This is a genomic window from Aeromonas sp. 600479 (assembly GCF_049175515.1).
GTDB lineage: Bacteria > Pseudomonadota > Gammaproteobacteria > Enterobacterales > Aeromonadaceae > Aeromonas > Aeromonas veronii_A.
This window is the reverse complement of sequence record NZ_JAAKVF010000009.1, coordinates 74929-101009: the sequence shown is the minus strand read 5'-3', so window position 1 is coordinate 101009 and position 26081 is coordinate 74929. Positions and strand designations below refer to the sequence as shown.

Genomic DNA, 26081 nt, shown 5'->3' with positions numbered 1-26081 from the left:
GGCCATGGTCATCATCATCGGATTGGGCAAAACCGGACTTTCCTGCGTCGACTACTTCCTCGGCCGTGGCGTGACGCCACTGGTGATGGATACCCGTGCCAACCCGCCCGGCAAGGATCAACTGCCTGCCGAGGTGGAACTCATTCACGGGCTGGATGGTGAGCGACTCAAACAGGCGCACATGATTGTAGCGAGTCCGGGCATTGCCCTGGCTACCCCTGAATTGAAAGCGGCTGCCGAGTGTGGTGTACAGATAGTCGGCGATATAGAGTTGTTCGTTCGCGAGACCGAGACACCGGTCATCGCCATCACAGGTTCCAATGGCAAGAGCACAGTCACTACTCTGGTGGGTGAGATGATTGCCGAAGCCGGGCTCAAGGTGGGCGTGGGCGGCAATATCGGCACGCCTGCGCTGGAGCTGCTCAAGCAGCCGATGGATCTCTGCGTACTGGAGCTCTCCAGCTTCCAGCTGGAGACCACTCACAGCCTGTGTGCTGCCGCCTCTGTGGTGCTGAACCTCTCTGAAGATCACATGGATCGCTATCAGGGTATGGCCGACTACCGTGCCGCCAAGATGGAGATCCATCAGCACTCCAAACACATTCTGGTCAATCGCGACGATCCCCAGACTTTGCCCGATGTGGGTCAGGTGTGGCAGAGCTTCGGTCTTGACTGCAATGGCTATGGCCGCTGCCTGCTGGATGGCCGCTACTGGTTGACCCTGCACGGCGAGCCGCTGCTGGCGGTGGACGAGATGAAGATCGTCGGCGCACACAATCAGGCCAACGCGCTGGCCGCCATGGCGCTGTGCGATGCGGTCGGCATTCCCCGCGCTGCCCAGCTCACCGTGCTGCGCCGCTTTGAAGGCTTGCCCCACCGTGCCCGTTTCGTGCGCGAAGTGAACGGGGTGCGCTGGATCAACGACTCCAAAGCCACCAACGTGGGAGCTACGCTAGCTGCCGTTGCCGGTGTGCGTGAATCGGTCAAGGGGCGCCTGTTGCTGCTGGCCGGTGGTCAGGGCAAGGGGCAGGACTTTGGCCCGATCCAGGCGCTGCTGGGCAACCAGATCGATCACATGTACTGCTTCGGTCAGGATGCCGAGGTGCTGCTGGCTCTGGGCGAGCAGACCGAACGGGTGGCCGACCTGGCCGCTGCGGTTGCCAAAGCGGCGGCCGATGCCAAGCCCGGTGACTGGGTGCTGCTGGCGCCAGCCTGTGCCAGCCTGGATCAGTTCAAGTCGTTCGAGGTGCGTGGCGATCGCTTTACCGAGATGGTGATGGCGCTATGAATGCCCTTCGCGCAGCCGCAGGTCTGTTCCAGCGCTGGCTATTGCCGACGCGCCCTGCCGGCCTCTATGACCGGCAGTTGGTGTTGCTGGCGCTCTCCCTGATGGCGGTCGGGGTGGTGATCGTGGCATCAGCTTCGATCCCGGAGGGGATCTCCCTGGGGGATGATCCCTTCATGTTTGTGAAGCGTCACGCCATGTTTCTGGTGATGGCGCTCGGTATCTCCTGGTTTGTGTTGCAGGTGCCGATGGCGCGCTGGCAGGAGTACAACGGACCCATGCTGTTGCTGGCCATTCTGCTGCTGGTACTGGTGCTGGTGGTCGGGCGCAATGTCAACGGTGCGGTGCGCTGGCTGCCACTGGGCCCGTTCAACCTGCAGCCGGCCGAGTTTGGCAAGCTGGCGCTATTCGTCTATCTGGCCGGTTATCTGGTGCGGCGTCAGAACGAGGTGCGTGAAGCCTGGCTTGGCTTCCTGAAACCCCTGGCGGTATTCGGGGTGCTGGCGATCCTGTTGCTGTTGCAACCGGATCTGGGGTCGACCGTGGTGATGTTCGTCACCTCGTTCGGCATGCTGTTTCTGGCTGGCGCCAAACTGTGGCAGTTCATGATCCTCATCGGTGGCGGTCTTGGCGGGGTGATCATGCTGATCATCGTCGAGCCCTACCGGATGCGTCGGGTGACCTCTTTTATGGATCCCTGGGCCGATCCGTTTGGCAGTGGCTACCAGTTGACCCAGTCGCTGATGGCGTTTGGCCGTGGCAGCTGGTTTGGCGAGGGGCTCGGCAACTCCATCCAGAAGATGGAGTACCTGCCGGAAGCGCATACCGACTTTGTGTTTGCGATCCTCGGCGAAGAGCTGGGTTACGTTGGGGTACTGGGCGCCCTGTGTCTCATCTTTGCGTTGGCGATCAAGGCGTTGAAGCTGGGGCATCGCGCCCTGCAAGCCGACCGCCTTTATGATGGCTATCTGGCTATCGGTATCGGCATCTGGTTCAGTTTCCAGACTTTCGTCAACGTCGGCGCGGCCAGCGGCATGATGCCGACCAAGGGCTTGACCCTGCCGCTGGTCAGTTACGGTGGCTCGAGTCTCATCATCATGACAGTGGCGGTGAGCATGTTGATTCGAATCGATTTTGAGTTGCGTCAGGCGACTGCCCAGGCGCGGGTGCGGGAGGTTTAGTGAGCAAGACGCTGTTGGTGATGGCCGGTGGTACCGGGGGGCATGTCTTTCCCGGTCTGGCCGTGGCTGATCGACTGAGGGAGCAGGGCTGGACTGTCCACTGGCTGGGGACGGCGGACCGGATGGAGGCGGAGCTGGTGCCCGCCCATGGTTATCCCATCTCCTTTATCGATATTCAGGGGGTGCGTGGCAACGGCATCAAGCGGCTGCTGGCGGCGCCCTATCGTATCGTCAAATCCATCTTGCAGGCGCGTCAGGTGCTCAAGACCGTTCGCCCTGATGTGGTGCTCGGTATGGGGGGCTTTGCCTCCGGTCCAGGGGGCGTGGCTGCCTGGTTCTCTGGCATCCCGTTGCTGCTCCATGAGCAGAATGCTGCTGCAGGCATGACTAACAAGCTGCTGGCGCGTATTGCCAAGCGGGTGCTGATGGCATTTCCGGGCGCCTTCGCGCCGAGCCGCCGCACCGCTGTGGTCGGCAATCCGGTGCGTCCCGAAGTGGTTGCCCTGCCGGATCCGCAGCTGCGCAGCGAAGCCGAGCCGCTGCATCTGCTGATCGTTGGTGGTAGCCTGGGTGCCCGCGTGCTCAACCAGCAGGTACCCGCTGCAGTCGCTGCGGCTGGTGTGCCTATCGAGGTGCGTCACCAGTGTGGCAAGGGCAATGCCGAGACAGTATCTGCTGCCTATGCCCAGCACGGTATCAAGGCCGAGGTAAGTGAATTTATCAAGGATATGGCTGGCGCCTACGCCTGGGCAGATCTGGTGGTCTGCCGGGCGGGAGCACTGACGGTATCCGAGGTGGCCGCCGCCGGGGTAGCAGCCATTTTCGTGCCGCTTCCCCATGCGGTGGATGATCACCAGACCCGTAACGCCTTGACCCTGGTCGACGGCGGTGCGGCCGAGTTCCTGCCCCAGTCCGAGCTGAACACAACCTCACTCGCGGCACGCCTGACCTGGCTGGCTGGTCGCCGGGAGACCCTGTTTAACATGGCGAAAGCGGCTCGTCGCGTTGCCATCACAGATGCGGCCGAGCGGGTTGCAGATGAGTGCAAACAGCTCGCCAGTGGGCAGAGTGGTAAAGATTGATGAGCAAGGTTGCAGCGGTGACACCGTGCAGCCTTGTACCTGTATGTATTGATGCCGCCGTGCAGCCGCGCTTTGACGGCACATTGCCTGCGGCAGACTAAAGAGACGATTATGACCAAGGTTGAACTGGCAAAACTGCGTACTGTGATCCCCGAAATGCGCCGCGTGCGTCGCATCCACTTTATCGGCATCGGTGGTGCTGGTATGGGCGGAATCGCCGAAGTGCTTGCCAACGAAGGGTATCAGGTGACAGGTTCTGACTTGGGTCGCAATGCAGTGACCGAACGGTTGGCAGGACTGGGCGCCCACATTTTTGTCGGTCATAGTGCCGTGCACGTCGAGGGTGCCAGCGTGGTGGTGGTCTCCACCGCCATCAAACAGGACAACCCGGAGCTGCTGGCTGCCCGCGAGCTACGTATCCCGGTGGTGCGTCGCGCCGAGATGTTGGCTGAGTTGATGCGTTTCCGTCACGGCATCGCCATTGCCGGCACACACGGCAAGACCACCACCACCAGTCTGGTGGCGAGCATCTATGCCGAAGCCGACCGCGATCCGACCTTCGTTATCGGTGGCTTGCTCAACAGTGCCGGCACCAATGCCCGTCTGGGCAGCAGCCGCTATCTGATTGCCGAAGCAGACGAAAGTGACGCCTCCTTCCTGCATCTGCAGCCGATGGTCTCTATCGTGACCAACATTGAAGCGGATCACATGGACACCTACGGCGGTGACTTCTCCAGGCTGAAGGCCACCTTTATCGAGTTTCTGCACAACCTGCCCTTCTACGGGCTGGCGGTAGTCTGCATCGATGATCCGGTGATCCGTGGTATGTTGCCGGAGATTGCTCGTCCGACCTTGACTTATGGTCTCTCTGACGACGCTGACGTGCAGGTATTGGATTTTGTCCAGACCACCAACCACAGCAGCTTCCGGGTGCGTCGCAAAGAGGCGGGCGAACTGCAGGTTACCCTCAACTTGCCGGGGATCCACAATGCCTTGAACGCTGCCGCGGCGATAGCTGTCGCGACTGAAGACGGGGTTAGCGACGAGGCCATCATCCGTGCGCTGGCCAAGTTTGAAGGGGTTGGCCGTCGCTTCCAGCAGTATGGCGAGTTCGAAACCGGGCGCGGCAAGGCCATGCTGGTGGATGATTACGGTCACCACCCGAGCGAAGTGAAGGTCACCATCAACGCTGCTCGTGCCGGTTGGCCCGAGAAGCGTCTGGTAATGGTGTTCCAGCCGCACCGTTATACCCGCACCCGAGACCTCTACGAGGACTTCGCAGATGTGCTCTCCAAGGTAGATGTACTGGTGATGCTGGAGGTTTATGCTGCCGGTGAGGATCCGATCCCGGGGGCTGATGGACGGGCTCTGTGTCGCTCCATTCGCTCGCGTGGCAACCTGGAACCCATCTTCGTCGCCACGCCAGATGACGTACCTGTCGTGCTGGCCGACGTGATTGGTGAGGGGGATTTGGTGCTGACTCAGGGGGCGGGGAACGTTGGGGCACTTGCCCGTCGTCTCGGCGAAATGAAATTGCGCATAGATAGCATGAAATCTGGTGCCTGAGGGCCCAATGAGTATTTTGACCGCCAAGCCGGGGCCTATATAATGGCGAACCGGTCTGTCAAAAGGCCGGTTTAGCGCGTTACACGGGGATCGAGCGGGTGGAGGCAAGGGCACAGGGGCGCACCAAGGGCGGCTTCATCGTAGGCGTGATGTTTTTCCTGCTGGTGATATGGGGCTGCTACCGGACTGCGCTGGATGTTAAAGGTTGGCTGACAGATGCCAACCGGTTGCCCATGAGCGAGCTGTTGCTGCAGGGGCAACACCAGTATCTGGAAACCGAAGAGCTGCGACTGGCCGTGCTGGATGGTGCCGAGTCACGCAACTTCTTCGAGTTGGATGTCAACGAATTGCAAGCACGGCTTAATGCCTTGCCATGGGTAGCCTCGGTATCGGTACGCAAGAAGTGGCCGAACAAGATCAAGGTTTACCTGACGGAACAGGATGTGGCGGCGCGCTGGAATGGCAACCGCTTCGTCAACACCAAGGGCAAGGTGTTCAGTGCGCCGGATCGGGTCAAGACATCGCTGTTGCAGTTGTCTGGGCCGGATGACCAGGCCGCCATGGTGTTGAAAGAGAGTCGGCAGTACGAAGCGCAGCTGGCGGCCAAGGGATACAAGTTGTTGGGGGTGAATCTGACCCCCCGCCATGCCTGGGAACTGACCCTGGATGGCAATATCAAGCTGTTTCTGGGGCGTAACGACATAGCGCTCAGGTTGCAGCGGTTTATCGATGCCTTCCCGGTTATCGAACCCCGTTCGCAGGTTGCGTATGTGGATCTTCGATACGATACCGGTGTGGCAGTTGGCTGGAAGAAGAGCGAAGAGAAAGTGCATGACCAACACCGCAGATAGGAATTTGATTGTCGGACTGGATATCGGCACAACCAAGGTGGCGGTTCTGGTTGGGGAAGTATTGCCGGACGGTGAACTGAACGTCATCGGTATGGGCAGTCACGCCTCCCGCGGGATGGAGAAGGGAGGGGTCAACGACCTCGATTCCGTGGTCAAGTCACTGCGCCGTGCGGTGGAAGAGGCCGAGATGATGGCGGATTGCCAGATCAGCTCGGTTTATCTGGGGTTGTCCGGCAAGCATATCGACTGCCGCAACGAGACCGGCATGGTGCCCATCTCCGATGAGGAGGTGACCCAGGAGGATGTGGACAACGTGATCCACACCGCCAAGTCGGTTCGCCTCTCCGACGAGCTGCGTGTGCTGCACGTGCTGCCCCAGGAGTTTGCCATCGACTATCAGGAAGGGATCAAGAATCCGGTCGGCCTCTCCGGCGTGCGGATGGCGGCCAAGGTGCATCTCATCACCTGCCATAACGACATGGCTCGCAACATCGAGAAGTGTGTCGAGAAGGTAGGGCTGCGGGTCGATCAACTGATCTTCTCTGCGCTGGCATCCAGCTACGCAGTGTTGACTGAAGACGAGAAAGAGCTGGGGGTCTGCGTGGTGGACATCGGTGGCGGCACTATGGACATGTCGCTGTTTACCGGCGGCGCACTGCGCCACACCAAGGTGATCCCGTACGCTGGCAGCACTGTAACCAGCGACATCGCCTACGCCTTCGGTACGCCGCCGCTCGACGCAGAAGCGATCAAGGTGCGCTACGGCTGTGCCCTCGGTCGTCTGGTCAGCAAGGAAGACAATATTGAAGTGCCCAGTGTCGGCGGCCGTCCGGCGCGCAGCCTGCAGCGGCAGACACTGGCTGAAGTGATTGAGCCCCGTTACACCGAGTTGCTCTCCATGGTGAATGATGAGCTGGTGCGGGTACAAAGCGAGTTGAAAGCGCAGGGGGTCAAGCATCAGCTGGCAGCCGGTGTGGTCTTGACCGGCGGCGCTGCCCAGATTGAAGGCATTGTGGAGTGTGCAGAGCAGATCTTCCAGTGTCAGGTCAGGGTAGGGGAGCCCATGAATATTCGTGGTCTGAGTGATTACGTGCAGGCACCGGTGTACTCGACCGCAGTCGGGTTGCTGCAGTATGGCCGTACCCATCAGGCAACAGGTAGCAACAAAGAATATGCCGCCAAGGCAAGCGTCGGTGGCCTGGTCAAACGGGTCAGCAACTGGCTGCGTGGCGAGTTCTAAGAATTTTGCTGAGTCAGGCAAATAAAGCGGAGAGACAACATGTTTGAATTTATGGATAGCCACACTGACGAAGCCGTCATTAAAGTGATCGGTGTAGGTGGCGGCGGCGGCAACGCTGTCGAACACATGGTTCGTCAAAACATCGAAGGTGTCGAGTTCATCACCGTCAACACCGACGCCCAGGCACTGCGTAACTCCAGTGCCAACACCACTCTGCAGATCGGTAGTGGTATTACCAAGGGTCTGGGGGCGGGTGCCAATCCCGAAGTGGGTCGTGATGCGGCCATGGAAGATCGCGAAGCACTGCGTGAGCTGCTGACCGGTTCCGACATGGTGTTTATCGCCGCTGGTATGGGGGGTGGTACCGGTACCGGTGCTGCGCCGATCGTGGCCGAAGTGGCGCGCGAGATGGGCATCCTGACCGTTGCTGTAGTGACCAAGCCGTTCTCCTTCGAAGGGAAGAAGCGGATGGGCTTCGCCGCGCACGGTATCGAAGAGCTCTCCAAAAATGTTGACTCCCTGATCACCATCCCCAACGACAAGTTGCTGAAGGTGCTGGGTCGCGGCATCTCCCTGCTGGACGCCTTCAAGGCGGCCAACGATGTACTGCTTGGTGCGGTACAGGGCATTGCCGAGCTGATCACCCGTCCGGGCTTGATCAACGTCGACTTCGCGGACGTACGTACCGTGATGCGCGAAATGGGTACCGCCATGATGGGTACCGGTTCTGCCTCCGGTGATGACCGTGCCGAAGAAGCGGCCGAGAAAGCCATCTCCAGCCCGCTGCTGGAAGATGTGGATCTGGCCGGTGCCCGCGGCATCCTGGTCAACATCACTGCTGGCATGGACATGACCATTGAAGAGTTCGAAACCGTGGGTAACGCGGTCAAGGCCTTCGCTTCCGAGAACGCCACTGTGGTAGTGGGTACCGTAATCGATCCGGAAATGCACGACGAACTGCGTGTGACCGTGGTTGCGACCGGTATCGGTGCCGAGCGCAAGCCGGACATCACGCTAGTCAAGAGCAGCCAGGTGCAAGAGCGCCCGGTGCGTCAGCCGCTGGTCAGTGACATGATGCAAGGCCGCGTGATGGACGAAGCGCCGGCCAAGGTGGTCAACGCCGAGCCGCAAGCCCGTCGTGAACCGGATTATCTGGATATTCCGGCGTTCCTGCGCAAGCAGGCAGACTAAGCCTCTGATGAGGCTTGTTTGTCTGTTGCTTAAGGAATGTGCTAAGATGGCCTGCCAACGACCATCTGGTCCGGATTTTAAGCTGTTTAGGGTACACCCATGATTAGACAAAGAACCTTGAAAACGAGTGTACAGGCGACTGGTGTCGGCCTGCATTCGGGCCGGAAAGTCACCATGACATTCCGTCCGGCACCTGTGAACACAGGGATCGTTTACTTGCGTACCGATCTGAATCCTGTGGTGGAGCTGCCAGCCAATGCCGATCAGGTGCGCGATACCGTTCTCTGTACCGCTCTGGTCAACGAAGCCGGTGTCCGGGTCTCTACCATTGAGCACCTCTCCGCCGCGCTGGCTGGGATGGGGATCGACAACCTCTATGTCGAGGTTGACGCGCCCGAGATCCCGGTGATGGATGGCAGTGCGCATCCCTTTATCTACCTGCTGCAGGAAGTCGGGATCCGTGAGCAAAATGCGGCCAAGCAGTTTGTGCGGATCAAGAAGAGCATCCGGGTTGAAGACGGCGACAAGTGGGCGGAATTCCACCCCTATCGCAACGGCTTCAAAATGGATCTCGAGATCGACTTCCAGCATCCGGTCTTTGAAGGGCGCAATCAGCGTTGCGTACTGGACTTCTCCGGTGCTTCCTTCGTGAAAGAGATCAGCCGTGCCCGTACCTTCGGGTTCATGCGTGATATCGAGTACCTGCGTTCCCAGAACCTGGCGCTGGGCGGAAGCCTGGAAAACGCCGTGGTACTGGATGACTATCGGGTGCTGAACGAAGACGGTTTGCGTTATGAGGACGAGTTCGTCAAGCACAAGATGCTGGACGCGATCGGTGACCTCTATATGTGTAACCGCAGCATCATCGGTGAGTTCCGTGCCTACAAGACCGGACATGCCCTGAACAACAAACTGCTGCGTGCCTTGCTGGCCGAGCAGGAGGCTTGGGAACTGGTGACCTTCGAGGGTGAGGGCGACAAAGCGCCTATCGCTTACTACGATAACGGTCTGGTTCTGGCCTGATAGCTATGCAACGGAACGTCGGTCCTCTCTCCGCACCGACGTTCCGTCATTTGTTTACTCCATCCTTTAATACCGATTATCTCCCGGTTTTATTTCCCGTGCAGGCTCTTGGCCGCACCTGACCGAGCAGACTGATTTCTATGAGCATTACCCTGATCCTCCACGGCAAGCAGCGACGCAAGTTGCACCTGCCCAAACAACGTCTGGCCTGGGTCGGCGGTATTCTCCTCTCCCTGTTGGCACTTGGTGGTGGTTGGCTTTGGCAGAGTTGGCACCAGAAAATGGAGGCGCTGGAAGTAGCGCTTGCCGTTGCCGAGCAACAGTCCGTCGACCAGAGTGGCGACGAAGCCCGTGAACAGTTGGCAATGTTGGCTGCTCAGGTGGGCACCATGCAAGGCCAGCTTGGCCGTCTCAATGCCCTCGGCGAACGATTGACCGAGCAGGCCGATCTCGACCCCGACGAGTTCAATTTCAAAGAGCTGCCCCCCATGGGCGGACCTTCTTATGATGAAGATCTGGAAGTGAGCCTCAACGAGCTGCAAGCCTCGATGAAACACCTCAGCCAGCAGCTCAGCAGCCGTGAAGAGCAGCTGTCGGTACTTGAATCTTTCATCATGAATCACCATATCACCGATGCCGGTTTTATTTCCGGCACGCCAGTCAAACAAGAGCGAGTTTGGGTCTCGTCCGGGTTTGGTGGACGGGTCGATCCGTTCAACGGGCGTGCCAAGATGCACAAAGGGGTCGATTTCCGTGGCAAACCCGGAACCCCGATTCTGGCCACCGGGCCTGGCATTGTCAGCTGGGCGGGCCGTCATCCGGAATTTGGCAATATGGTGGAGATTAATCACGGCAATGGCCTTGTCACCCGCTATGCCCACAACTCCAGGTTGCTGGTCGAGGTGGGCACCATGGTTGATCAGGGTCAGAAGATTGCCTTGATGGGACGTACCGGTCGTGCGACCGGTGTCCATTTGCATTACGAAGTGTTGAAAGACGGTCGTCAGGTCAACCCCGCACGCTTTCTCAGTGCCAGCCGGGGTTAGGTTTTTTTCTTCAGTTCCAGTGACGGAACGCTTTTATAACCAGAAATAGTTGGTACCCATGATTAGCACACTGCTTACCAAGATTATCGGCAGCCGGAACGACAGAACGCTCAAGGCTTTGCGCAAAATTGTAAAACAGATCAATGCCATGGAGCCGCAGTTCGAGGCTCTCTCCGATTCCGAGTTGCAGGCCAAAACGGCTGAATACCGTCAGCGTATCGAGCAGGGCGAGACTCTGGAGCAGTTGCTGCCGGAAGCGTTCGCGACTGTGCGTGAAGCCTCCAAGCGGGTGTTCGGCATGCGTCACTTCGACGTACAGCTGATCGGCGGTATGGTGCTGAACTCCAACCGCATTGCAGAAATGAAGACAGGTGAAGGTAAGACCCTGACCGCGACCCTGCCGGCCTACCTGAATGCCCTGAGCGGTCGTGGCGTGCACGTGGTGACCGTGAACGACTACTTGGCCAAGCGTGATGCGGAAGCTAACCGTCCGCTGTTTGCTTTCCTCGGCATGACCGTTGCGTGCAACGTGCCCGGCATGGATGCGTCCCAGAAGCGTGACGCCTACGCTGCCGATATCACCTACGGTACCAACAACGAATTCGGTTTCGACTACCTGCGTGACAACATGGCGTTCTCGCCGGAGCAGCGCGTACAGCGCCCGCTTAACTACGCGCTGGTGGACGAGGTTGACTCGGTGCTTATCGATGAAGCCCGTACTCCGCTCATCATCTCCGGCCCGGCCGAAGACAGCTCAGAGCTCTATATTCGCGTCAACAAGCTGATCCCGCTGCTGGTCAAGCAGGACAAGGAAGACACCGAAGAGTACACCGGTGACGGTCACTACACGGTGGACGAGAAGAACCGTCAGGCCCTGCTGACCGAAAACGGCCAGATCTTCGTGGAAGAGCTGCTCAAGAAAGAGGGGCTGCTGGACGAGAACGACTCCCTGTTCTCCGCCTCAAACATCAGCCTGCTGCACCACGTCAACGCCGGTCTGCGTGCTCATACCCTGTTCGAGCGCAATGTGGACTACATCGTCCAGAAGGACGAGATCGTCATCGTCGATGAGCACACCGGTCGTACCATGCCGGGTCGTCGCTGGTCCGATGGTCTGCATCAGGCCGTTGAAGCAAAGGAAGGGGTGAAGATCCAGAACGAGAACCAGACGCTGGCATCTATCACCTTCCAGAACTACTTCCGTCTCTACAACAAGCTGGCGGGGATGACCGGTACTGCAGATACCGAAGCCTTTGAATTCCAACAGATTTATGGCCTGGATACCGTGGTTATCCCGACCAACAAGCCGATGGTGCGCAAGGACATGGGCGATCTGGTCTACCTGACCGCCAATGAGAAGTATGCTGCCATCGTCAAGGATATTCGCGAGTGTGTGGAGCGCGGCCAGCCGGTGCTGGTGGGTACCGTCTCCATCGAAAACTCAGAGCTGCTCTCCGGCATCCTGACCAAGGAGAAGATCCCGCATCAGGTACTGAACGCCAAGTTCCACGCCATGGAGGCGGAGATCGTTGCCCAGGCAGGCCAGACTGGTGCTGTCACCATCGCCACCAACATGGCCGGTCGTGGTACCGATATCGTGTTGGGCGGCAACTGGCAGGCAGAGATCGCCAAGCTGGAGAACCCGACCGAGGAGCAGATTGCCGAGCTGAAAGCGGCCTGGCAGGTGCGCCACGATGCCGTGCTGGCCGCCGGTGGTCTGCACATTATCGGTACCGAGCGTCACGAATCCCGTCGTATCGACAACCAGCTGCGCGGCCGTTCCGGTCGTCAGGGTGACCCAGGTTCCTCCCGCTTTTACCTCTCCATGGAAGATACCCTGATGCGGATCTTCGCTTCCGATCGCGTCACCGGCATGATGAAGAAGCTGGGCATGGAAGAGGGCGAAGCCATCGAACACCCCTGGGTCACCAAGGCGATCGAAAATGCCCAGCGCAAGGTGGAAGGTCGCAACTTCGACATCCGCAAGAGCTTGCTGGAGTTTGACGACGTGGCCAACGACCAGCGCAAGGTGGTGTACGAGCAGCGTAACGAGCTGCTGGATACCAACGACATCTCCGAGACCATCCACGTTATCCGTGATGATGTCTACGGCAGCGTGATCGATGAGTATATCCCGCCCCAGTCTCTGGAAGAGATGTGGGATGTACCGGGTCTGGAAGCGCGCCTGAAGGCCGATTTCGCGCTGGATCTGCCGCTGCAGCAGTGGCTGGCGGAAGATGACAAGCTTTACGAAGAGAAGCTGCGCGAGCGCATTCTGGACGAAGCCACCAAGCTCTATGCCCACAAGGAGGAGCTGGTTGGCAAAGAGGTGCTGCGCAACTTCGAGAAGGCGGTGATGCTGCAAACTCTGGATGGTTTGTGGAAAGAGCATCTGGCGGCCATGGATCACCTGCGTCAGGGCATCCATCTGCGCGGCTACGCCCAGAAGAACCCCAAGCAGGAGTACAAGCGTGAATCCTTCGATCTGTTTACCCAGATGCTGGAAACCCTCAAGCGCGACGTGGTCAGCATTCTGAGCCGTGTTCAGGTGCAGGAGCGTGATGTGGAAGCGATGGAAGAGCAGCAGCGCCAGCAGGCGGAAGCCGCTCCCCGTACCTACACCCACGCCGCTGCCGAGAACCAGCTGGCCGATGAACAGACCGCAGGCGAAGAGGGCCACACCACTTTCGTACGCGACGAGCAGAAGGTTGGCCGCAACGATCCCTGCCCGTGCGGCTCCGGCAAGAAGTACAAGCATTGCCACGGTCAGTTGACCTGATCGACGCTATGCCATAACAGGCGGGCTAAGTGCCCGCCTTGTTATTGGTGGCAACAAGCGAACAGAGGTAATTGATGGAACAGAAAAAACGGATTTGGGTGGCGGTTGGCGTCATCGAGAATGAACGGGGCGATATCTTTATCGCCAGACGCTCCTCCGATCGCCATCAGGGTGATCGCTGGGAGTTTCCCGGTGGCAAGGTCGAGTCGGGCGAGGATCTGCTCACCGCACTGGATCGGGAGCTGTGGGAAGAGATCGGCATCCGGGTGCAGGATTGTGCCCCTTTTATGGAGCTGCAGCACGACTACCCCGAGAAGCAGGTGTTGCTGGATATCTGGAAGGTGACCCGTTTCAGCGGCGAGCCGTTCGGCAAGGAGGGGCAGGAGTGTCTATGGGTGCCGGTGGCCGAGCTGCACAACTACCACTTTCCCGATGCCAACGGTCCGATTGTCGCGCGGCTTCAAGGCCTGCTGGCGTGAGCCGGTAGTCATCAACAAGTATGAAAAAGGGCCAATTGGCCCTTTTTCTTCATTTTACAGAGGCGAGTGGCCGCAGGCTTATAGCCACTGGTCACCCTCTTCCGGCTCCGGCAGCAGGTCCGGGTTGATTTCGCCGGGAATGCGCTTCTCTTCATCGGCCCATTCGCCGAGATCGATCAGCTGGCAGCGCTTGCTGCAGAAGGGGCGGAACGGACTCTGCGGGCCCCACTCCACTTCGCTCTGGCAGGTTGGACACTTTACCTTGGTGACCATAAGCCCTCCTTAGCAGCAGGCGAGCTGGAACGGCACGTCGCCAATCGGCTGTTCTGCGGTGGGCAGAAAGCGCAGGGCGAAGCGGTTCTTGTGGCCGCTCAGGGTCGGGTAGCAGAACAGATTGCCCGGCAGCTTGATGCGGATCAGCTCGGCGCTCTCGGCGGTGTCCTGGAAGAAACCGTTGCTCGCAACCTGCTCACTGAAGCTGCCTGATTCGCGCCACAGGCGCAGCAGCAGTGTGATGGCATTCATCAGCAGATTGATATCGCTCAGCCAGCCCTGCATCTGCTGGTGACGGGTGATGGCCGGGGTTCCGAGCCAGTGGTGCAGCTGCGGCACATCAAAGGCACACAGGCCACCCGGGATGGAGAAACGCTGGCGGATGGAGCCGAGCAGACGATCCTCTTTCAGGCGGGCACCCGGGCGTGGTGAATTGAGCAGGTTGCGGGAGAGCTGGCTGCTCTCTTGCTGCATCAGTTTGATCTGCTCCAGATCGACGTCGGGCAGGCTGGCCCAGTGGCTCAGACGCTGGCCGAGACGCTCCAGATCCTTGATAAGGTCGGCGCGCAGGTCACCACGCTCCAGCAACTCCTGCAGATCGAACAGCCCCTTGAAGAAGGCGATATGTGCCCAGGATTGTTCACTCTCCAGATTGTCGCGGATCTGGGAAAACAGGGACTCCAGACGCAGGTAGGTCCGGCTTTTTTCATTGAGGGGGAAATCGTAAATCATGCCTAATCCTGGCCAGCCATAAACCGGCCTAGTGTACTCACACTTGGCGGGCTTGTTGAGAGGCAATTGCCAGATATGTCTCGTGCAGTGCCAAAATCCGCGTTTTAATCGCCATTTCGCTGTCATTGTGGTTTTCGATGACATCATCCGCCACAGCTAGCCGTTCTGTCCGGCTCGCCTGAGCAGCGATGATGGCTTTGGCCTGCTCGGTGCTGACGCCATCCCGACGGCAGGTTCGCTCAATCTGGGTGGCTTCGTCCACATCGATCACCAGCACCCGGTCGGCGAGGCCGGTGAGTTTGTTCTCCACCAGCAGCGGCACCACCAGCAGGCAGTAAGGTGAGCGGGCAGCAGCACATTGGCGCTGCATCTCGCTGCGAATGAGTGGATGGAGCAAGGCGTTGAGCCAGGTCTTGGCTTGCGGGTCGCTGAAGACCCGTTCGCGCAGGGTGCGGCGGTCGAGTTGACCGCTCGGCTCAATCACATCCGGGCCAAAATGGTCGGCGATGGCGGCAAGAGCCTGGGTGCCCGGCTCAACGACCTCGCGGGCGATCACATCGGCATCCACCACCTCGATACCCAGCTCGGCAAACTGATTGGCGATGGTGGTCTTGCCGCTGCCGATACCACCAGTGATAGCAACTACATACATGGGAGCCTCTTGCTCAAAGCAGGGTAGAGAGATACCAGTTGGTGATGGTATCGCCCCACAGCAGGGCAATCCAGCCCGCGATGGCGAGGTAGGGGCCGAAGGGGATGGGCTTACTCTGATGGTGTTTGTGCAAAGCGATCAGACTGATGCCGATCACGGCGCCGACCAGGGATGAGAGCAGCAGAATTATGGGCAGCGCCTGCCAGCCGAGCCAGGCGCCCAGCGCCGCCAGCAGCTTGAAGTCGCCATATCCCATCCCCTCCTTGCCGGTGAGCAGCTTGAAAGCCCAGTAGAGGCTCCAGAGCACCAGATAGCCCGCCATGGCGCCAATCACTGCATCAGCCAAGGGGACGAAGCCACCTGCCAGATTGAACAGCAGCCCGCTCCACAGCAGGGGCAGGGTGAGCTGGTCTGGCAACAACATCTTGTCGAGATCGATAAAGGTGAGGGCGACCAGTACCCAGGTCAGCAGCAGGGCGGCCAGCGTGCCCCAGCCCGGTGTAATCACCATGGCAACAGCAATCGAGAGCAGGGCGGTCAGCAGCTCCACCAGCGGATAGCGGGCCGAGATGGGGGCCTGACAGTCGCGACAACGCCCCTTGAGCCAGAGCCAGCTCAACAGCGGGATGTTTTCCAGCGCAGTGATGGCGTGGTCACAGTGAGGGCATGCGGAGCGGGGGACCATCAGGTTGTAGTGCTCTGGCGCAGTGGCCTCCTCATCGGGGGAAAAGTAGCTGCGATACTCGGCCTGCCACTCCCGCTCCAGCATGATGGGCAAGCGGTGGATCACCACGTTGAGGAAACTGCCGATCATCAGGGAAAAGATAAAAACCAGCGAGAAATAGAGCCAAGGCAAGCCGTGAGCCAGCTCGAGAAGAAGTGTCATAACCAACCGTCAGTTATTAAATGAGGGGAATGGCATGGCTGTGGCGCCATGCCCTGATGAATCAGCCCACCACGTCGCCAAGTTTGAAGATGGGCAAGTACATGGCGATAACCATGCCGCCGACCAGCACCCCCAGCACCACCATGATGAGGGGTTCCAACAAGCTGGTGAGGCCATCGACCAGGTCGTCCACCTCCTGCTCGAAGATGGTGGCAACCTTGGAGAGCATATCATCGATGGCGCCGGACTCCTCGCCGATCATCACCATCTGGATCACCATGTCGGGAAAGAGATCGACGGTGCGCATCGCCACGTTGATCTGCATACCTGCCACTACCTCGTTGCGAATGGCCATTACTGCGGTGCGATAGACATAGTTGCCTGAAGCGCCGGCCGCCGAGATGAGTGCATCGACCAGTGGAATGCCGGCCGAGAAGGTGGTTGAGAGTGTACGGGCAAAGCGAGCCATGGCCGCCTTGTGCAGGATCATCCCGACCACCGGGATGGTAAGTACAAACTTGTCGGTATTGTCCCTTACCTTCTGGGAGGCGCGCCAGGCGCGTACATAGAGGAAGATGGCGAGTGCAGCTCCGCCAAAGAAGACATACCACCAGTTCTGCATAAAGCGTGAGATGCCGATGACAAACTGGGTGAACACCGGCAGCTCGGCGCCGAAGCTCTTGAAGATATCCTCGAACTGGGGGATGACGAACAGCAGCAGGATGGAAGTCACCACGATGGCCACCAGAATAACCATGGTGGGATAGAACATTGCCTTCTTGATCTTCGACTTGAGCGCTTCCGACTTTTCCCGATAGGTGGCGATACGGTCGTAGATGGTCTCCAGCGCACCGGATTGTTCTCCTGCTTCCACCAGATCGCAGTAGAGATCGTCAAAATGGCGGGGGTGGCGGCGCAACGCCTCCGACATGGGGGTGCCGGTTTCGACATCTGCGGCAATCTCCCCCATCAGTTCGCGCATGGCAGCTTTCTCGTGGCTGCGGGCGATGATCTGCAGACTCTGTACCAGTGGTACGCCGGCGGAGAGCATGGTAGTGATCTGGCGGGAAACGATGGCGATATCCATCGGCTTGATCTTGGCGCCACCCTTGGAGAAGAGCCCTTGGGATTTTTTGGCCACCTTGGTGACGTTGACCCCCTGCTTGCGCAGCTCCGCCTTGACGGTATTGATGCTGTCAGCCTGCAGCTCGCCAGAGACCTTCTGCCCCTTGCGATTAACCCCGTGCCAGCGGTAGGCGAAGACTTTTTTGGGGGTATTGTTCTTTTTCGTTAGGGTTGCCATCTTTGCATCCTGCAATTGGGCGGATGGTCAGGGAGTCCCTGAACCATCTGACCTGATAAATATCCTCAAACGGCTTGGCACCATCTGGTCGTTTGCTGGTAAATCATCTTGCTCGCATCTTGGCGAGTTTTAATTGGTGGTGACCCTGTTGACCTCTGCCAGGCTGGTGACACCGAGGCGTGCCTTCTCCAGTCCCGAAGTACGCAGGGTGCGCATTCCCTCTTTCTGAGCTATTGCCGCAATTTGCAGGGAGTTGGCGCCTTGCATGATCAATTTGGCGATATTCTCCGACATTAGCATGATCTCGTAGATGCCGACCCGTCCCTTATAGCCGCCCGAACACTCCTTGCACCCCACAGGTTTGAACAGCCGCAAGCCAGCTGCCAGTTGCTGCGGGGTAAAACCCAGCTCCAGCAGCTCTGCTTCCGGCACCACCTCCGGCGCCTTGCAGTGGTCGCACAGTTTACGTGCCAGCCGTTGGGCCATGATCAGGGTGACCGAAGAGGCGATATTGAAGGCGGGCACCCCCATATTCATCATCCGGGTCAGGGTTTCGGCTGCCGAGTTGGTGTGCAGGGTTGAGAGCACCAGGTGGCCAGTTTGCGCAGCCTTGATGGCGATCTCGGCGGTTTCGAGATCCCGTATCTCCCCCACCATCACCACATCCGGGTCTTGCCGCAAGAAGGAGCGCAGTGCGCTGGCGAAGGTGAGCCCCGCCTTGGGGTTGACCTGCACCTGGTTGACGCCCGGCAGGTTGATCTCCACCGGATCTTCAGCGGTGGAGATATTCACCTCGGTGGTGTTGAGAATATTGAGGCCGGTATAGAGCGAGACCGTTTTGCCCGAGCCGGTGGGGCCGGTCACCAGGATCATCCCCTGTGGTTTCGAGAGGGCACGCAGGTACTGCGCCTTCTGGCGGTCGTCGAAGCCGAGCTGCTCGATATTGAGGCGGGCCGCCGAAGAGTCGAGCAGACGGATAACTATTTTCTCGCCCCACATGGTGGGCAGGGTGTTGACCCGCATATCCATCGACTTGTTGCGCGACAGTTTCAGTTTTATGCGGCCATCCTGTGGCAGCCGCCGCTCGGCGATATCGAGCCGCGCCATCACCTTGAGGCGGGCAGAGAAGCGGTTGGCCAGATTGACCGGCGGGGTGGCGATTTCGTGCAGAATGCCATCGATGCGAAAGCGCACCCGATACTTGAACTCGTAAGGCTCGAAGTGCAGGTCGGAGGCGCCGCGCTTGATGGCATCCATCAGGATCTTGTTGATGTACTTAACGATGGGGGCGTCGTCATCGGCGGTATTGACGCTCTCGTCCAGTCGACTGTTCTCGTCGGAGACTTCGAGATCCGAAATCTCGGCTTCGTCGATATCCTCCATGCCGAGGGCGTCGTTTTCGCTCTCCAGCAGCTTGCCGATGGCGGCGGTGAGCTTGTTCTCCTCCACCAGCAGCGCCTCGGTATGGAGCCCGAAGCTGAAGCCGAAGTCCTCCAACGCCGAGACATTGGTCGGATCCGACATGGCGATATAGAGGGTGTGGCCCTGGGTGTAGATGGGCAGCACGTGGTGTTTCTCAATCAGCTTCTGATTGAGGTACTTCTGCGGGATCTCGGCCAAATCGAAGGCGGCAAGATCCAGCAGAGGTACCCCATACTCCAGCTCGCAAAAATCGGCGAGCGCCTTGCTATCGAGGATGTCGTTTTCTATCAGAAAGGTGACAAAAGGTTTACGCTGTGCCTTGGCCTGGCTCAGATAGCGCTGGGACTCCTCCTCACTAATAAGCGAAGAGGCGGCCAGGCTTAACGCCAGGCCGCTATTAGGGCTAGATGTCATTTATTTAGCTGGGCAATAGTCAGCAGCCTGCTCCGAACACTCTCCAGTCCACGTGATAGTGTCTGTTGATGACGTATTGTTACTCTTCAGAGTGTACTCATCTTTGTCATCAAGAGGAGACAGAGGGGATGTTGCGCCGCTTGCTGGGGCGGCTGGTCTTGCTGTAATAGTCCATACACCAGAAGCTAAGGCTACTTCTGTTTCGACATTACCCGCAGTTACTGCCCCACTAGCTTGTATATCTGTTTCTGCACAGGCTGTTCCTTTGGTTTGGAAGCAGACTTCAATTGCAGTCTTGTACTTTCCGGTTGCCGCAGTAACTTCAGTCATTTTGGCTTTTTTGGTGTAGTTCTGATACGCCGGCAGCGCTACCGCCGCCAGAATGGCCACGATCGCGACCACGATCATCAATTCAATAAGGGTAAAGCCTGATTGTTTCTTCATTTTACTGTTCATGAAAAATATCCTTTTATCCTTGGTTCCTGGGAAGTGCCGGTGGAAAATCATCTGCACGTCAGTATCTTATCCGAGCTGTCAGGGGTGGCAACAGAGATTGTCTATTTTGTTAATCACACTTCTTTCATTTAGCAAAAACTTGATGCGTGTCATAAAAGAAGTGGCCTCCTATGGCTCTTTATATTGCCGGAATCGGGTCCGTCTTAACACTCCTTTGCCGAGGGATCCTGCATAAAGAAAAGGCGCCCATGGCGCCTTTTGCAAGTTGTTTATCCGGTTAGGTCGAGTATTTGCTCAGGTCCCGGTAATTCGGCTCACTGCTGGATAAAACGCATGGAGAGATCGAGCGCCCGCACATGCTTGGTAAGCGCCCCGACCGAGATAAAATCGACGCCAGTGGCAGCGAACTCGGCCAGGGTGTCCAGCGTCACATTACCGGAAACTTCCAGCTTGGCGCGCCCCTGATTGATGGCGACCGCCTCCCGCATCATGGCCACATCGAAGTTATCGAGCATCACGATATCGGCATTGGCCGCCAGCGCCTGCTCCAGTTCTGCCAATGATTCCACTTCCACCTCCACCGGTTTGCCCGGATTGAGATGACGAGCCTCGCTAATCGCCTCGGCAATGCCGCCACAGGCGAGGATATGGTTCTCTTTGATGAGATAGGCGTCGTATAGGCCGATGCGGTGATTCTTGCCGCCGCCACAGGTAACCGCGTATTTCTGGGCGGTGCGCAGCCCGGGGATGGTTTTGCGGGTGTCGAGCAGGCGGCAGTCGGTGCCCTCCAGCTCTGCGACATAGCGGGCGGTAAGGGTGGCGACGCCGGAGAGGGTCTGGACAAAGTTGAGCGCATTGCGCTCGCCGGTCAGCAGCATGCGGGCAGGGCCATGGAGGCGGAACAGCTCCTGATTGGGGGAAAGCACCTCCCCATCCTGCACCTTCCACTCCACCTTCACGTCGCCGCCAAGCTGGACAAACACTTCATCCACCCAGGGCTGGCCGCAGAACACACCGGCCTCGCGGGTGATGACCCGGGCGCTGGCCATCCGGTCGGCCGGGATCAGCTGGGCGGTGATATCGGCACTGGCGTCCGGTTGGTCCAGCGTGGTGAGGGCATCGCCCAGATCTTCGAGTAGTGCGGCGCGCACGGCGCGGCTGACATCCTGTTGAAACATGCCTTATTCCTGCAAGGGTCTGAGCAGCAGTTGCCGCTCCTTTTGAACCAGCTCCAGCCGACCGAGGGCGTTCATGCCAACCAGCACTTCGTCACCGTCTGCCGCCGGATTGATAAAGATGGCCAGATCGTACAAGGTCAATGGCCCCATCGCCAGCGTTTCGATGGTGCCGTTGCCGACCCGGATCTGCCCCGCGGCGGTATTGACCTGACTGCTGCCATGAGCCGTCAGGCCGAGGCGCTCGGCAACCTGCTGCGGGATGGTGATGCGTGTAGCGCCGGTATCGAGCAGCAGTTGCACTGGTTGGCCGTTGATGGCACCCTCCAGACGATAGTGGCCGCTCTGGTCGGCCCGCAGCAACAGCTCGCCGCTGGCGGTCCCGCTCGGTTGGTTGCGGGTGTGAAAATAGAGGGTTAGCAGGCCCATCAAAGAGAGCCAGGCCAGTAACCACATCCAGCGTGCCGTGTGCTGCATACCCCATCCATATCGAGCGGAAGATGACTCAGCCTAACATACCATTTCCCGTTGATTCAGTGAGTTGGTGCCGGGTTGCCTATCAGGTATCTTCGTTTTTTCGCCATTTATCAGCCAACTCGAGTAGCCGATGACTCAACTCCCTTCGCAACCTTGTTTCTCTATCGATGCAGCGGGCTGGTGCCAGCAGGCGCGCCGGGTGCCTTCTCCCCACCACAACGAGCGGGCCGTGCCGGACGATATCTCCCTGCTGGTGGTGCATGGCATCAGCCTGCCGCCGGGGGAGTTTGGTGGCCCCTTTATCGACGATCTTTTTATGGGGCGGCTCGACCCCGATGCCCACCCCTATTTTGCCGGTATCCATCAGTTGCGGGTTTCGGCCCATTGCTTGATCCGCCGTGATGGCGAGCTGGTGCAGTATGTGCCGTTTGGTGAGCGCGCCTGGCATGCTGGTATCTCGAGCTGGCAGGGGAGAGAGGCATGCAATGACTTCTCCATCGGCATCGAGCTGGAAGGGACCGACGAGACCCCCTACACCGAGGCTCAATATCGGGCACTGGCAGGGCTCACTCGAGCCATTTCAGAACGCTATCCGGCGATTACCCGCGAAAAAATTGTCGGTCATTGCGACATAGCTCCAGGGCGCAAGACGGATCCCGGTGCCAGTTTTCAGTGGGATTACTACTGGCAACTACTAAACAGCTAAAGTAAATATTCAAATTTAGTTTGGATTTTAAAATCAATGGCTTGCCGATCTGGCAGGCCATTTTGCCTCTGGTTGCACATATGTTATTTGTGAGCGTGGTCAAGAATATTGGTCAGACCATTTTCTATGAGCTAAATCATGTTTCCTCTGCTTTACCCCTTAAGTGGTGGGGGTGATTCTTGACTCAGATCATCTTTTGAGTGGACTTTTCAAAAGGCCTCTGCTAATTTTCGCCCCATCCATGAAATTGGTAATACCAATTTAACAAAGTAGCCTCATGCCCTATCGCAAGATTACGCAACCCAAGTTGGCCGACTCCATTGTCGCCGAGCTGGAACAGATGATTCTGGAAGGCAGCCTGCAGCCGGGGCAGAAATTGCCTCCCGAGCGGGAACTCGCCATCCAGTTTCAGGTATCGCGCCCCTCCCTGCGCGAAGCCATCCAGCGGCTGGAAGCGCGCGGGTTGCTTTATCGCCGTCAGGGCGGCGGCACTTATGTGCAGAATGCCCTGAGCAAGGGGATGGCCGACCCTCTGTTCGAACTGCTCAGTACTCACCCGGAAGCCCGGTATGACCTGCTGGAGTTTCGCCACGCGCTGGAAGGCATCTGTGCCTACTACGCGGCCTTGCGGGGAACAGGGTCTGATTTCGAGCGCATTCGTCAGGTACAAATCACCATTGAAGAGGCGGGCCAGTCGGGCTCGCTGGTGGCCGAATCGGCAGCCGTCACCCAGTTTTATCTGGCGGTGGCCGAGGCGTCCCACAACGTGGTGCTGCTGCACCTGCTGCGGGCCATGAGCCCGATGCTCGAGCAGAACATTCTGCAGAATAACGAGATTTTGAATCGCCGCCCGGGAGTGGTAGCTAAGATACGTCGCCATCGCGCGAATCTGATCGAGGCTATTCTTTCGGGGGCTCCGGAGCGGGCCAGAACAGCTTGTCATGAGCATCTGGCCTTTATCGAGGACACCTTGTTGGATATGCAGAGGGAAGACAGCCGGATCCAGCGATCCATGCGTCGGATCCGTCAGCAGGAAAACTAATCCCACAAGGCTTTATTGTCGAATGCTTGCGCCCTTCGCCGTGCAATGCCGTGCAATCACAACAACATAGGAACCAGCCATGTCTGATATCCTGAAGAACGATGTGGACCCGATAGAAACGCTGGAGTGGCTTGCCTCTCTGGAATCCCTGCTGCGTGAAGAGGGTCCGCAACGCGCTCAGTTCATCCTTGAACAGTTGGCCGAGAAAGCCCGCGCAAGCGGTGTGGACGTGGCTGCCAAGGCAAATCGCGATTACATCAACACCATCCCGTCCAGCGATGAGCCGGACTATCCGGGTGACCTGGAGATGGAACGCCGCATTCGCGCCATCATCCGCTGGAACGCCATGATGATCGTGCTGCGCGCCTCCAAGAAAGACCTGGACCTGGGTGGTCACATGTCTTCCTTCGCTTCTTCTGCGACCATCTATGATGTCTGCTTCAACCACTTCTTCCGTGCTCGCAACGAGAAGGATGGTGGTGATCTGGTTTACTTCCAGGGTCACATCTCCCCGGGCATCTATGCTCGCGCCTTTGCTGAAGGTCGTCTGACCGAAGAGCAGCTGGACAACTTCCGTCAGGAAGTAGACGGCAAGGGTCTGCCTTCCTACCCGCACCCGAAACTGATGCCGGACTTCTGGCAGTTCCCGACCGTATCCATGGGTCTGGGCCCCATCGCCGCCATCTATCAGGCTCGCTTCCTGAAGTACCTGACCGACCGTGGCATCAAGGATTGCTCCGAGCAGACCGTTTACGCCTTCCTGGGTGACGGCGAGATGGACGAGCCGGAAGCCAAAGGTGCCCTGACCGTTGCCGTGCGTGAAAAGCTCGACAACCTGGTATTCGTGGTTAACTGCAACCTGCAGCGTCTGGATGGTCCGGTTGTCGGTAACGGCAAGGTCATCAACGAGCTGGAAGGCCTGTTCGCTGGCGCCGGTTGGGATGTCACCAAGGTTATCTGGGGTCGCAAGTGGGATGAGCTGCTGCGCAAGGATACTTCCGGCAAGCTGATCCAGCTGATGAACGAGACCGTGGACGGTGACTACCAGACCATGAAGTCCCGCGACGGTGGCTACATCCGCGAGCACTTCTTCAATCGTTATCCGGAAACTGCCGCGCTGGTCAAAGACATGACCGACGAGGAGATCTTCGCCCTGAACCGCGGTGGTCACGATCCTCGCAAACTGTTCGCTGCGTTCAACAAGGCGACCCAGACCAAGGGCAAGCCGACCGTTATTCTGGCCAAGACCATCAAGGGTTACGGCATGGGTGAAGCGGCTGAAGGCAAGAACATCGCTCACCAGGTCAAGAAGATGGAGCTGGACTCCGTGCGTCACCTGCGTGACCGCTTCAACCTGCCGGTGGCCGACGAGCAGCTGGCCGATCTGCCGTACCTGAAGATCGAAGAGGGCAGTGAAGAGCACAAGTACCTGCATGCTCGTCGTGCAGCCCTGAAAGGCTATCTGCCGACCCGTCTGCGCGAAAGCACCACCAAGCTGGAAATCCCGGCGCTGGATGCCTTCGGCCCGCTGTTGGGCGAGCAAGCGCGCGAAATCTCCACCACCATGGCGTTCGTGCGTTCCCTAAACGTGATGCTGAAAGACAAGTCCATCGGCAAGCGCATCGTTCCGATCCTCGCTGACGAAGCCCGTACCTTCGGTATGGAAGGTCTGTTCCGCCAGATCGGTATCTACAGCCCGCACGGTCAGCAGTACACCCCGCAAGACCGCGACATCGTCTCCTACTACAAGGAAGACAAGCAGGGTCAGGTTCTGCAAGACGGTATCAACGAGCTGGGTGCCATGTCCTCCTGGCTGGCTGCTGCGACCTCTTACAGCACCAACGATTGCCCGATGATCCCGTTCTACATCTACTACTCCATGTTCGGCTTCCAGCGGATCGGCGACATGGCGTGGGCAGCCGGTGACCAGCAAGCCCGTGGCTTCCTGCTGGGTGCAACCTCCGGTCGTACTACCCTGAACGGCGAAGGTCTGCAGCACGAAGATGGTCACAGCCACATCCTGGCGAACACCATCCCGAACTGCATCTCCTACGACCCGTCCTACGCCTATGAAGTAGCGGTGATCGTACAGGACGGCCTGCGCCGCATGTACGGTGAGAACCCGGAGAACGTGTTCTACTACATCACCACCCTGAACGAGAACTATGCCATGCCGGCCATGCCGGAAGGCGCCGAGGAAGGCATCCGCAAGGGTATCTACAAGCTGGAATCCGTAGCCGGTGCCAAGGCGAAAGTTCAGCTGCTGGGCTGTGGTTCTATCCTGGGTCACGTGCGCAAGGCTGCCCAGATCCTGGCCAGCGAGTACGGCATCGGTTCCGATGTGTTCAGCGTCACCTCCTTCAACGAACTGGCCCGTGACGGTCAGGACGCGGATCGCTGGAACATGCTGCACCCGACCGCCGAAGCTCGCGTACCCTACATCGCTCAGGTACTGGGTTCCGAAGCCACCATCGCTGCGACCGACTACATGAAGTCCTTCGCCGATCAGGTTCGCGCCTTCGTTCCGACCGAGAACTACCGCGTGCTGGGTACCGACGGTTACGGCCGTTCCGACAGCCGTGCCAACCTGCGTCGTCACTTCGAAGTGAACGAGTTCTACGTGGTGGTTGCTGCTCTGACCGAACTGGCCAAGCGCGGCGAGCTCGACAAGCAGGTTGTGGCCGACGCCATCGCCAAGTACGGCATCGATGCCGACAAGGTCAACCCGCTGTACGCGTAAGTGGATCAAGGGTTGCGCCGTCATGCGGCGCGACCTTGCCAGGGTTTAAAACGGTTAACGCGAGATGTGCGTGGCGGCAT

Annotated in this window: 23 protein-coding genes; 14 read left to right on the top strand and 9 right to left on the bottom strand. The window is 58.7% G+C overall.

The annotated features are described in order from the left end of the window. Positions 1-4 precede the first annotated feature (4 nt). The 11 genes from murD (at position 5) to mutT (ending at position 13723) form a co-directional block, all read left to right on the top strand. A complete protein-coding gene (murD, locus tag G5149_RS11445; RefSeq protein ID WP_337073399.1) occupies positions 5-1288 on the top strand; it encodes a UDP-N-acetylmuramoyl-L-alanine--D-glutamate ligase in 1284 nt (427 codons plus the stop codon). Continuing rightward, complete coding sequence (ftsW, locus tag G5149_RS11440; protein WP_216979979.1) at positions 1285-2466, top strand: cell division protein FtsW; 1182 nt, start codon at positions 1285-1287, stop codon at positions 2464-2466. Before murD ends, ftsW begins: the two co-directional genes overlap by 4 nt. Then, complete coding sequence (gene murG, locus G5149_RS11435) at positions 2466-3548, top strand: undecaprenyldiphospho-muramoylpentapeptide beta-N-acetylglucosaminyltransferase (protein WP_216979980.1); 1083 nt, start codon at positions 2466-2468, stop codon at positions 3546-3548. The genes ftsW and murG overlap by 1 nt, the downstream gene beginning before the upstream one ends. 111 nt (positions 3549-3659) lie before the next feature. Then, complete coding sequence (gene murC, locus G5149_RS11430) at positions 3660-5114, top strand: UDP-N-acetylmuramate--L-alanine ligase (protein WP_216979981.1); 1455 nt, start codon at positions 3660-3662, stop codon at positions 5112-5114. 98 nt (positions 5115-5212) lie between these two features. Next, positions 5213-5965: a cell division protein FtsQ/DivIB gene (locus G5149_RS11425; protein WP_005341696.1), complete on the top strand. Its 753-nt coding sequence runs from the start codon at positions 5213-5215 to the stop codon at positions 5963-5965. After that, the gene (gene ftsA / locus G5149_RS11420; RefSeq protein WP_005341694.1) at positions 5946-7205 is read left to right on the top strand and encodes a cell division protein FtsA; all 1260 of its coding nucleotides are present in this window, start codon (positions 5946-5948) and stop codon (positions 7203-7205) included. The genes G5149_RS11425 and ftsA overlap by 20 nt, the downstream gene beginning before the upstream one ends. A 39-nt stretch (positions 7206-7244) precedes the next feature. Next, positions 7245-8396: a cell division protein FtsZ gene (gene ftsZ / locus G5149_RS11415; protein ID WP_005341691.1), complete on the top strand. Its 1152-nt coding sequence runs from the start codon at positions 7245-7247 to the stop codon at positions 8394-8396. A 99-nt stretch (positions 8397-8495) separates the two neighbouring features. After that, a complete protein-coding gene (lpxC, locus tag G5149_RS11410) occupies positions 8496-9419 on the top strand; it encodes a UDP-3-O-acyl-N-acetylglucosamine deacetylase (RefSeq protein ID WP_005336146.1) in 924 nt (307 codons plus the stop codon). 236 nt (positions 9420-9655) lie between these two features. Further along, complete coding sequence (locus tag G5149_RS11405; protein ID WP_367949402.1) at positions 9656-10465, top strand: peptidoglycan DD-metalloendopeptidase family protein; 810 nt, start codon at positions 9656-9658, stop codon at positions 10463-10465. Positions 10466-10523: 58 nt separating this feature from the next. Then, entirely contained in the window at positions 10524-13244 is a 2721-nt protein-coding gene (gene secA, locus G5149_RS11400) for a preprotein translocase subunit SecA (protein WP_337073398.1), read from the top strand. Between the two features lie 74 nt (positions 13245-13318). Beyond that, entirely contained in the window at positions 13319-13723 is a 405-nt protein-coding gene (mutT, locus tag G5149_RS11395) for an 8-oxo-dGTP diphosphatase MutT (RefSeq protein ID WP_270692511.1), read from the top strand. Between the two features lie 78 nt (positions 13724-13801). Here mutT and yacG read toward each other — a convergent pair whose 3' ends face one another. From yacG to G5149_RS11350, 9 genes are all read right to left on the bottom strand, one after another. Then, positions 13802-13996: a DNA gyrase inhibitor YacG gene (gene yacG, locus G5149_RS11390; RefSeq protein ID WP_005336142.1), complete on the bottom strand. Its 195-nt coding sequence runs from the start codon at positions 13994-13996 to the stop codon at positions 13802-13804. A 9-nt stretch (positions 13997-14005) separates the two neighbouring features. Beyond that, the gene (zapD, locus tag G5149_RS11385) at positions 14006-14728 is read right to left on the bottom strand and encodes a cell division protein ZapD (protein ID WP_005336141.1); all 723 of its coding nucleotides are present in this window, start codon (positions 14726-14728) and stop codon (positions 14006-14008) included. Between the two features lie 37 nt (positions 14729-14765). Further along, complete coding sequence (gene coaE, locus G5149_RS11380; protein WP_421212466.1) at positions 14766-15380, bottom strand: dephospho-CoA kinase; 615 nt, start codon at positions 15378-15380, stop codon at positions 14766-14768. 13 nt (positions 15381-15393) lie between these two features. Then, a complete protein-coding gene (locus G5149_RS11375; RefSeq protein ID WP_421212465.1) occupies positions 15394-16266 on the bottom strand; it encodes a prepilin peptidase in 873 nt (290 codons plus the stop codon). A 61-nt stretch (positions 16267-16327) separates the two neighbouring features. Next, complete coding sequence (locus G5149_RS11370; RefSeq protein ID WP_371178602.1) at positions 16328-17569, bottom strand: type II secretion system F family protein; 1242 nt, start codon at positions 17567-17569, stop codon at positions 16328-16330. 129 nt (positions 17570-17698) lie between these two features. After that, positions 17699-19405 (bottom strand): PilB family type IVa pilus assembly ATPase TapB, encoded by a 1707-nt coding sequence (gene tapB / locus G5149_RS11365; protein ID WP_216979990.1) that lies wholly within the window; start codon positions 19403-19405, stop codon positions 17699-17701. After that, on the bottom strand, positions 19406-19861 hold the full coding sequence (locus tag G5149_RS11360) for a pilin (RefSeq protein WP_421212464.1): 456 nt from the start codon (positions 19859-19861) through the stop codon (positions 19406-19408). A gap of 314 nt (positions 19862-20175) precedes the next feature. Beyond that, the gene (gene nadC / locus G5149_RS11355) at positions 20176-21039 is read right to left on the bottom strand and encodes a carboxylating nicotinate-nucleotide diphosphorylase (protein ID WP_421212463.1); all 864 of its coding nucleotides are present in this window, start codon (positions 21037-21039) and stop codon (positions 20176-20178) included. Positions 21040-21042: 3 nt separating this feature from the next. After that, on the bottom strand, positions 21043-21513 hold the full coding sequence (locus G5149_RS11350; protein WP_421212462.1) for a retropepsin-like aspartic protease family protein: 471 nt from the start codon (positions 21511-21513) through the stop codon (positions 21043-21045). 130 nt (positions 21514-21643) lie between these two features. Here G5149_RS11350 and ampD point away from each other — a divergent pair, with 130 nt between their 5' ends. From ampD to aceE, 3 genes are all read left to right on the top strand, one after another. Continuing rightward, a complete protein-coding gene (ampD, locus tag G5149_RS11345) occupies positions 21644-22219 on the top strand; it encodes a 1,6-anhydro-N-acetylmuramyl-L-alanine amidase AmpD (protein WP_421212461.1) in 576 nt (191 codons plus the stop codon). Positions 22220-22496: 277 nt separating this feature from the next. Further along, on the top strand, positions 22497-23261 hold the full coding sequence (pdhR, locus tag G5149_RS11340) for a pyruvate dehydrogenase complex transcriptional repressor PdhR (RefSeq protein WP_005341670.1): 765 nt from the start codon (positions 22497-22499) through the stop codon (positions 23259-23261). 79 nt (positions 23262-23340) lie between these two features. Next, positions 23341-26001 (top strand): pyruvate dehydrogenase (acetyl-transferring), homodimeric type, encoded by a 2661-nt coding sequence (gene aceE / locus G5149_RS11335; RefSeq protein WP_005341668.1) that lies wholly within the window; start codon positions 23341-23343, stop codon positions 25999-26001. The last annotated feature ends 80 nt before the right edge of the window (positions 26002-26081 follow it).

What these genes read in the sequence shown, in the direction of transcription:
- murD (WP_337073399.1), top strand. Translation starts at nt 5, where the DNA reads ATGGTCATCATCATCGGATTGGGCAAAACCGGACTTTCCTGCGTCGAC.
- ftsW (WP_216979979.1), top strand. Translation starts at nt 1,285, where the DNA reads ATGAATGCCCTTCGCGCAGCCGCAGGTCTGTTCCAGCGCTGGCTATTG.
- murC (WP_216979981.1), top strand. Translation starts at nt 3,660, where the DNA reads ATGACCAAGGTTGAACTGGCAAAACTGCGTACTGTGATCCCCGAAATG.
- ftsA (WP_005341694.1), top strand. Translation starts at nt 5,946, where the DNA reads ATGACCAACACCGCAGATAGGAATTTGATTGTCGGACTGGATATCGGC.
- ftsZ (WP_005341691.1), top strand. Translation starts at nt 7,245, where the DNA reads ATGTTTGAATTTATGGATAGCCACACTGACGAAGCCGTCATTAAAGTG.
- lpxC (WP_005336146.1), top strand. Translation starts at nt 8,496, where the DNA reads ATGATTAGACAAAGAACCTTGAAAACGAGTGTACAGGCGACTGGTGTC.
- secA (WP_337073398.1), top strand. Translation starts at nt 10,524, where the DNA reads ATGATTAGCACACTGCTTACCAAGATTATCGGCAGCCGGAACGACAGA.
- mutT (WP_270692511.1), top strand. Translation starts at nt 13,319, where the DNA reads ATGGAACAGAAAAAACGGATTTGGGTGGCGGTTGGCGTCATCGAGAAT.
- yacG (WP_005336142.1), bottom strand. Translation starts at nt 13,996, where the DNA reads ATGGTCACCAAGGTAAAGTGTCCAACCTGCCAGAGCGAAGTGGAGTGG.
- zapD (WP_005336141.1), bottom strand. Translation starts at nt 14,728, where the DNA reads ATGATTTACGATTTCCCCCTCAATGAAAAAAGCCGGACCTACCTGCGT.
- coaE (WP_421212466.1), bottom strand. Translation starts at nt 15,380, where the DNA reads ATGTATGTAGTTGCTATCACTGGTGGTATCGGCAGCGGCAAGACCACC.
- G5149_RS11375 (WP_421212465.1), bottom strand. Translation starts at nt 16,266, where the DNA reads ATGACACTTCTTCTCGAGCTGGCTCACGGCTTGCCTTGGCTCTATTTC.
- G5149_RS11370 (WP_371178602.1), bottom strand. Translation starts at nt 17,569, where the DNA reads ATGGCAACCCTAACGAAAAAGAACAATACCCCCAAAAAAGTCTTCGCC.
- tapB (WP_216979990.1), bottom strand. Translation starts at nt 19,405, where the DNA reads ATGACATCTAGCCCTAATAGCGGCCTGGCGTTAAGCCTGGCCGCCTCT.
- G5149_RS11360 (WP_421212464.1), bottom strand. Translation starts at nt 19,861, where the DNA reads ATGAACAGTAAAATGAAGAAACAATCAGGCTTTACCCTTATTGAATTG.
- nadC (WP_421212463.1), bottom strand. Translation starts at nt 21,039, where the DNA reads ATGTTTCAACAGGATGTCAGCCGCGCCGTGCGCGCCGCACTACTCGAA.
- G5149_RS11350 (WP_421212462.1), bottom strand. Translation starts at nt 21,513, where the DNA reads ATGCAGCACACGGCACGCTGGATGTGGTTACTGGCCTGGCTCTCTTTG.
- ampD (WP_421212461.1), top strand. Translation starts at nt 21,644, where the DNA reads ATGACTCAACTCCCTTCGCAACCTTGTTTCTCTATCGATGCAGCGGGC.
- pdhR (WP_005341670.1), top strand. Translation starts at nt 22,497, where the DNA reads ATGCCCTATCGCAAGATTACGCAACCCAAGTTGGCCGACTCCATTGTC.
- aceE (WP_005341668.1), top strand. Translation starts at nt 23,341, where the DNA reads ATGTCTGATATCCTGAAGAACGATGTGGACCCGATAGAAACGCTGGAG.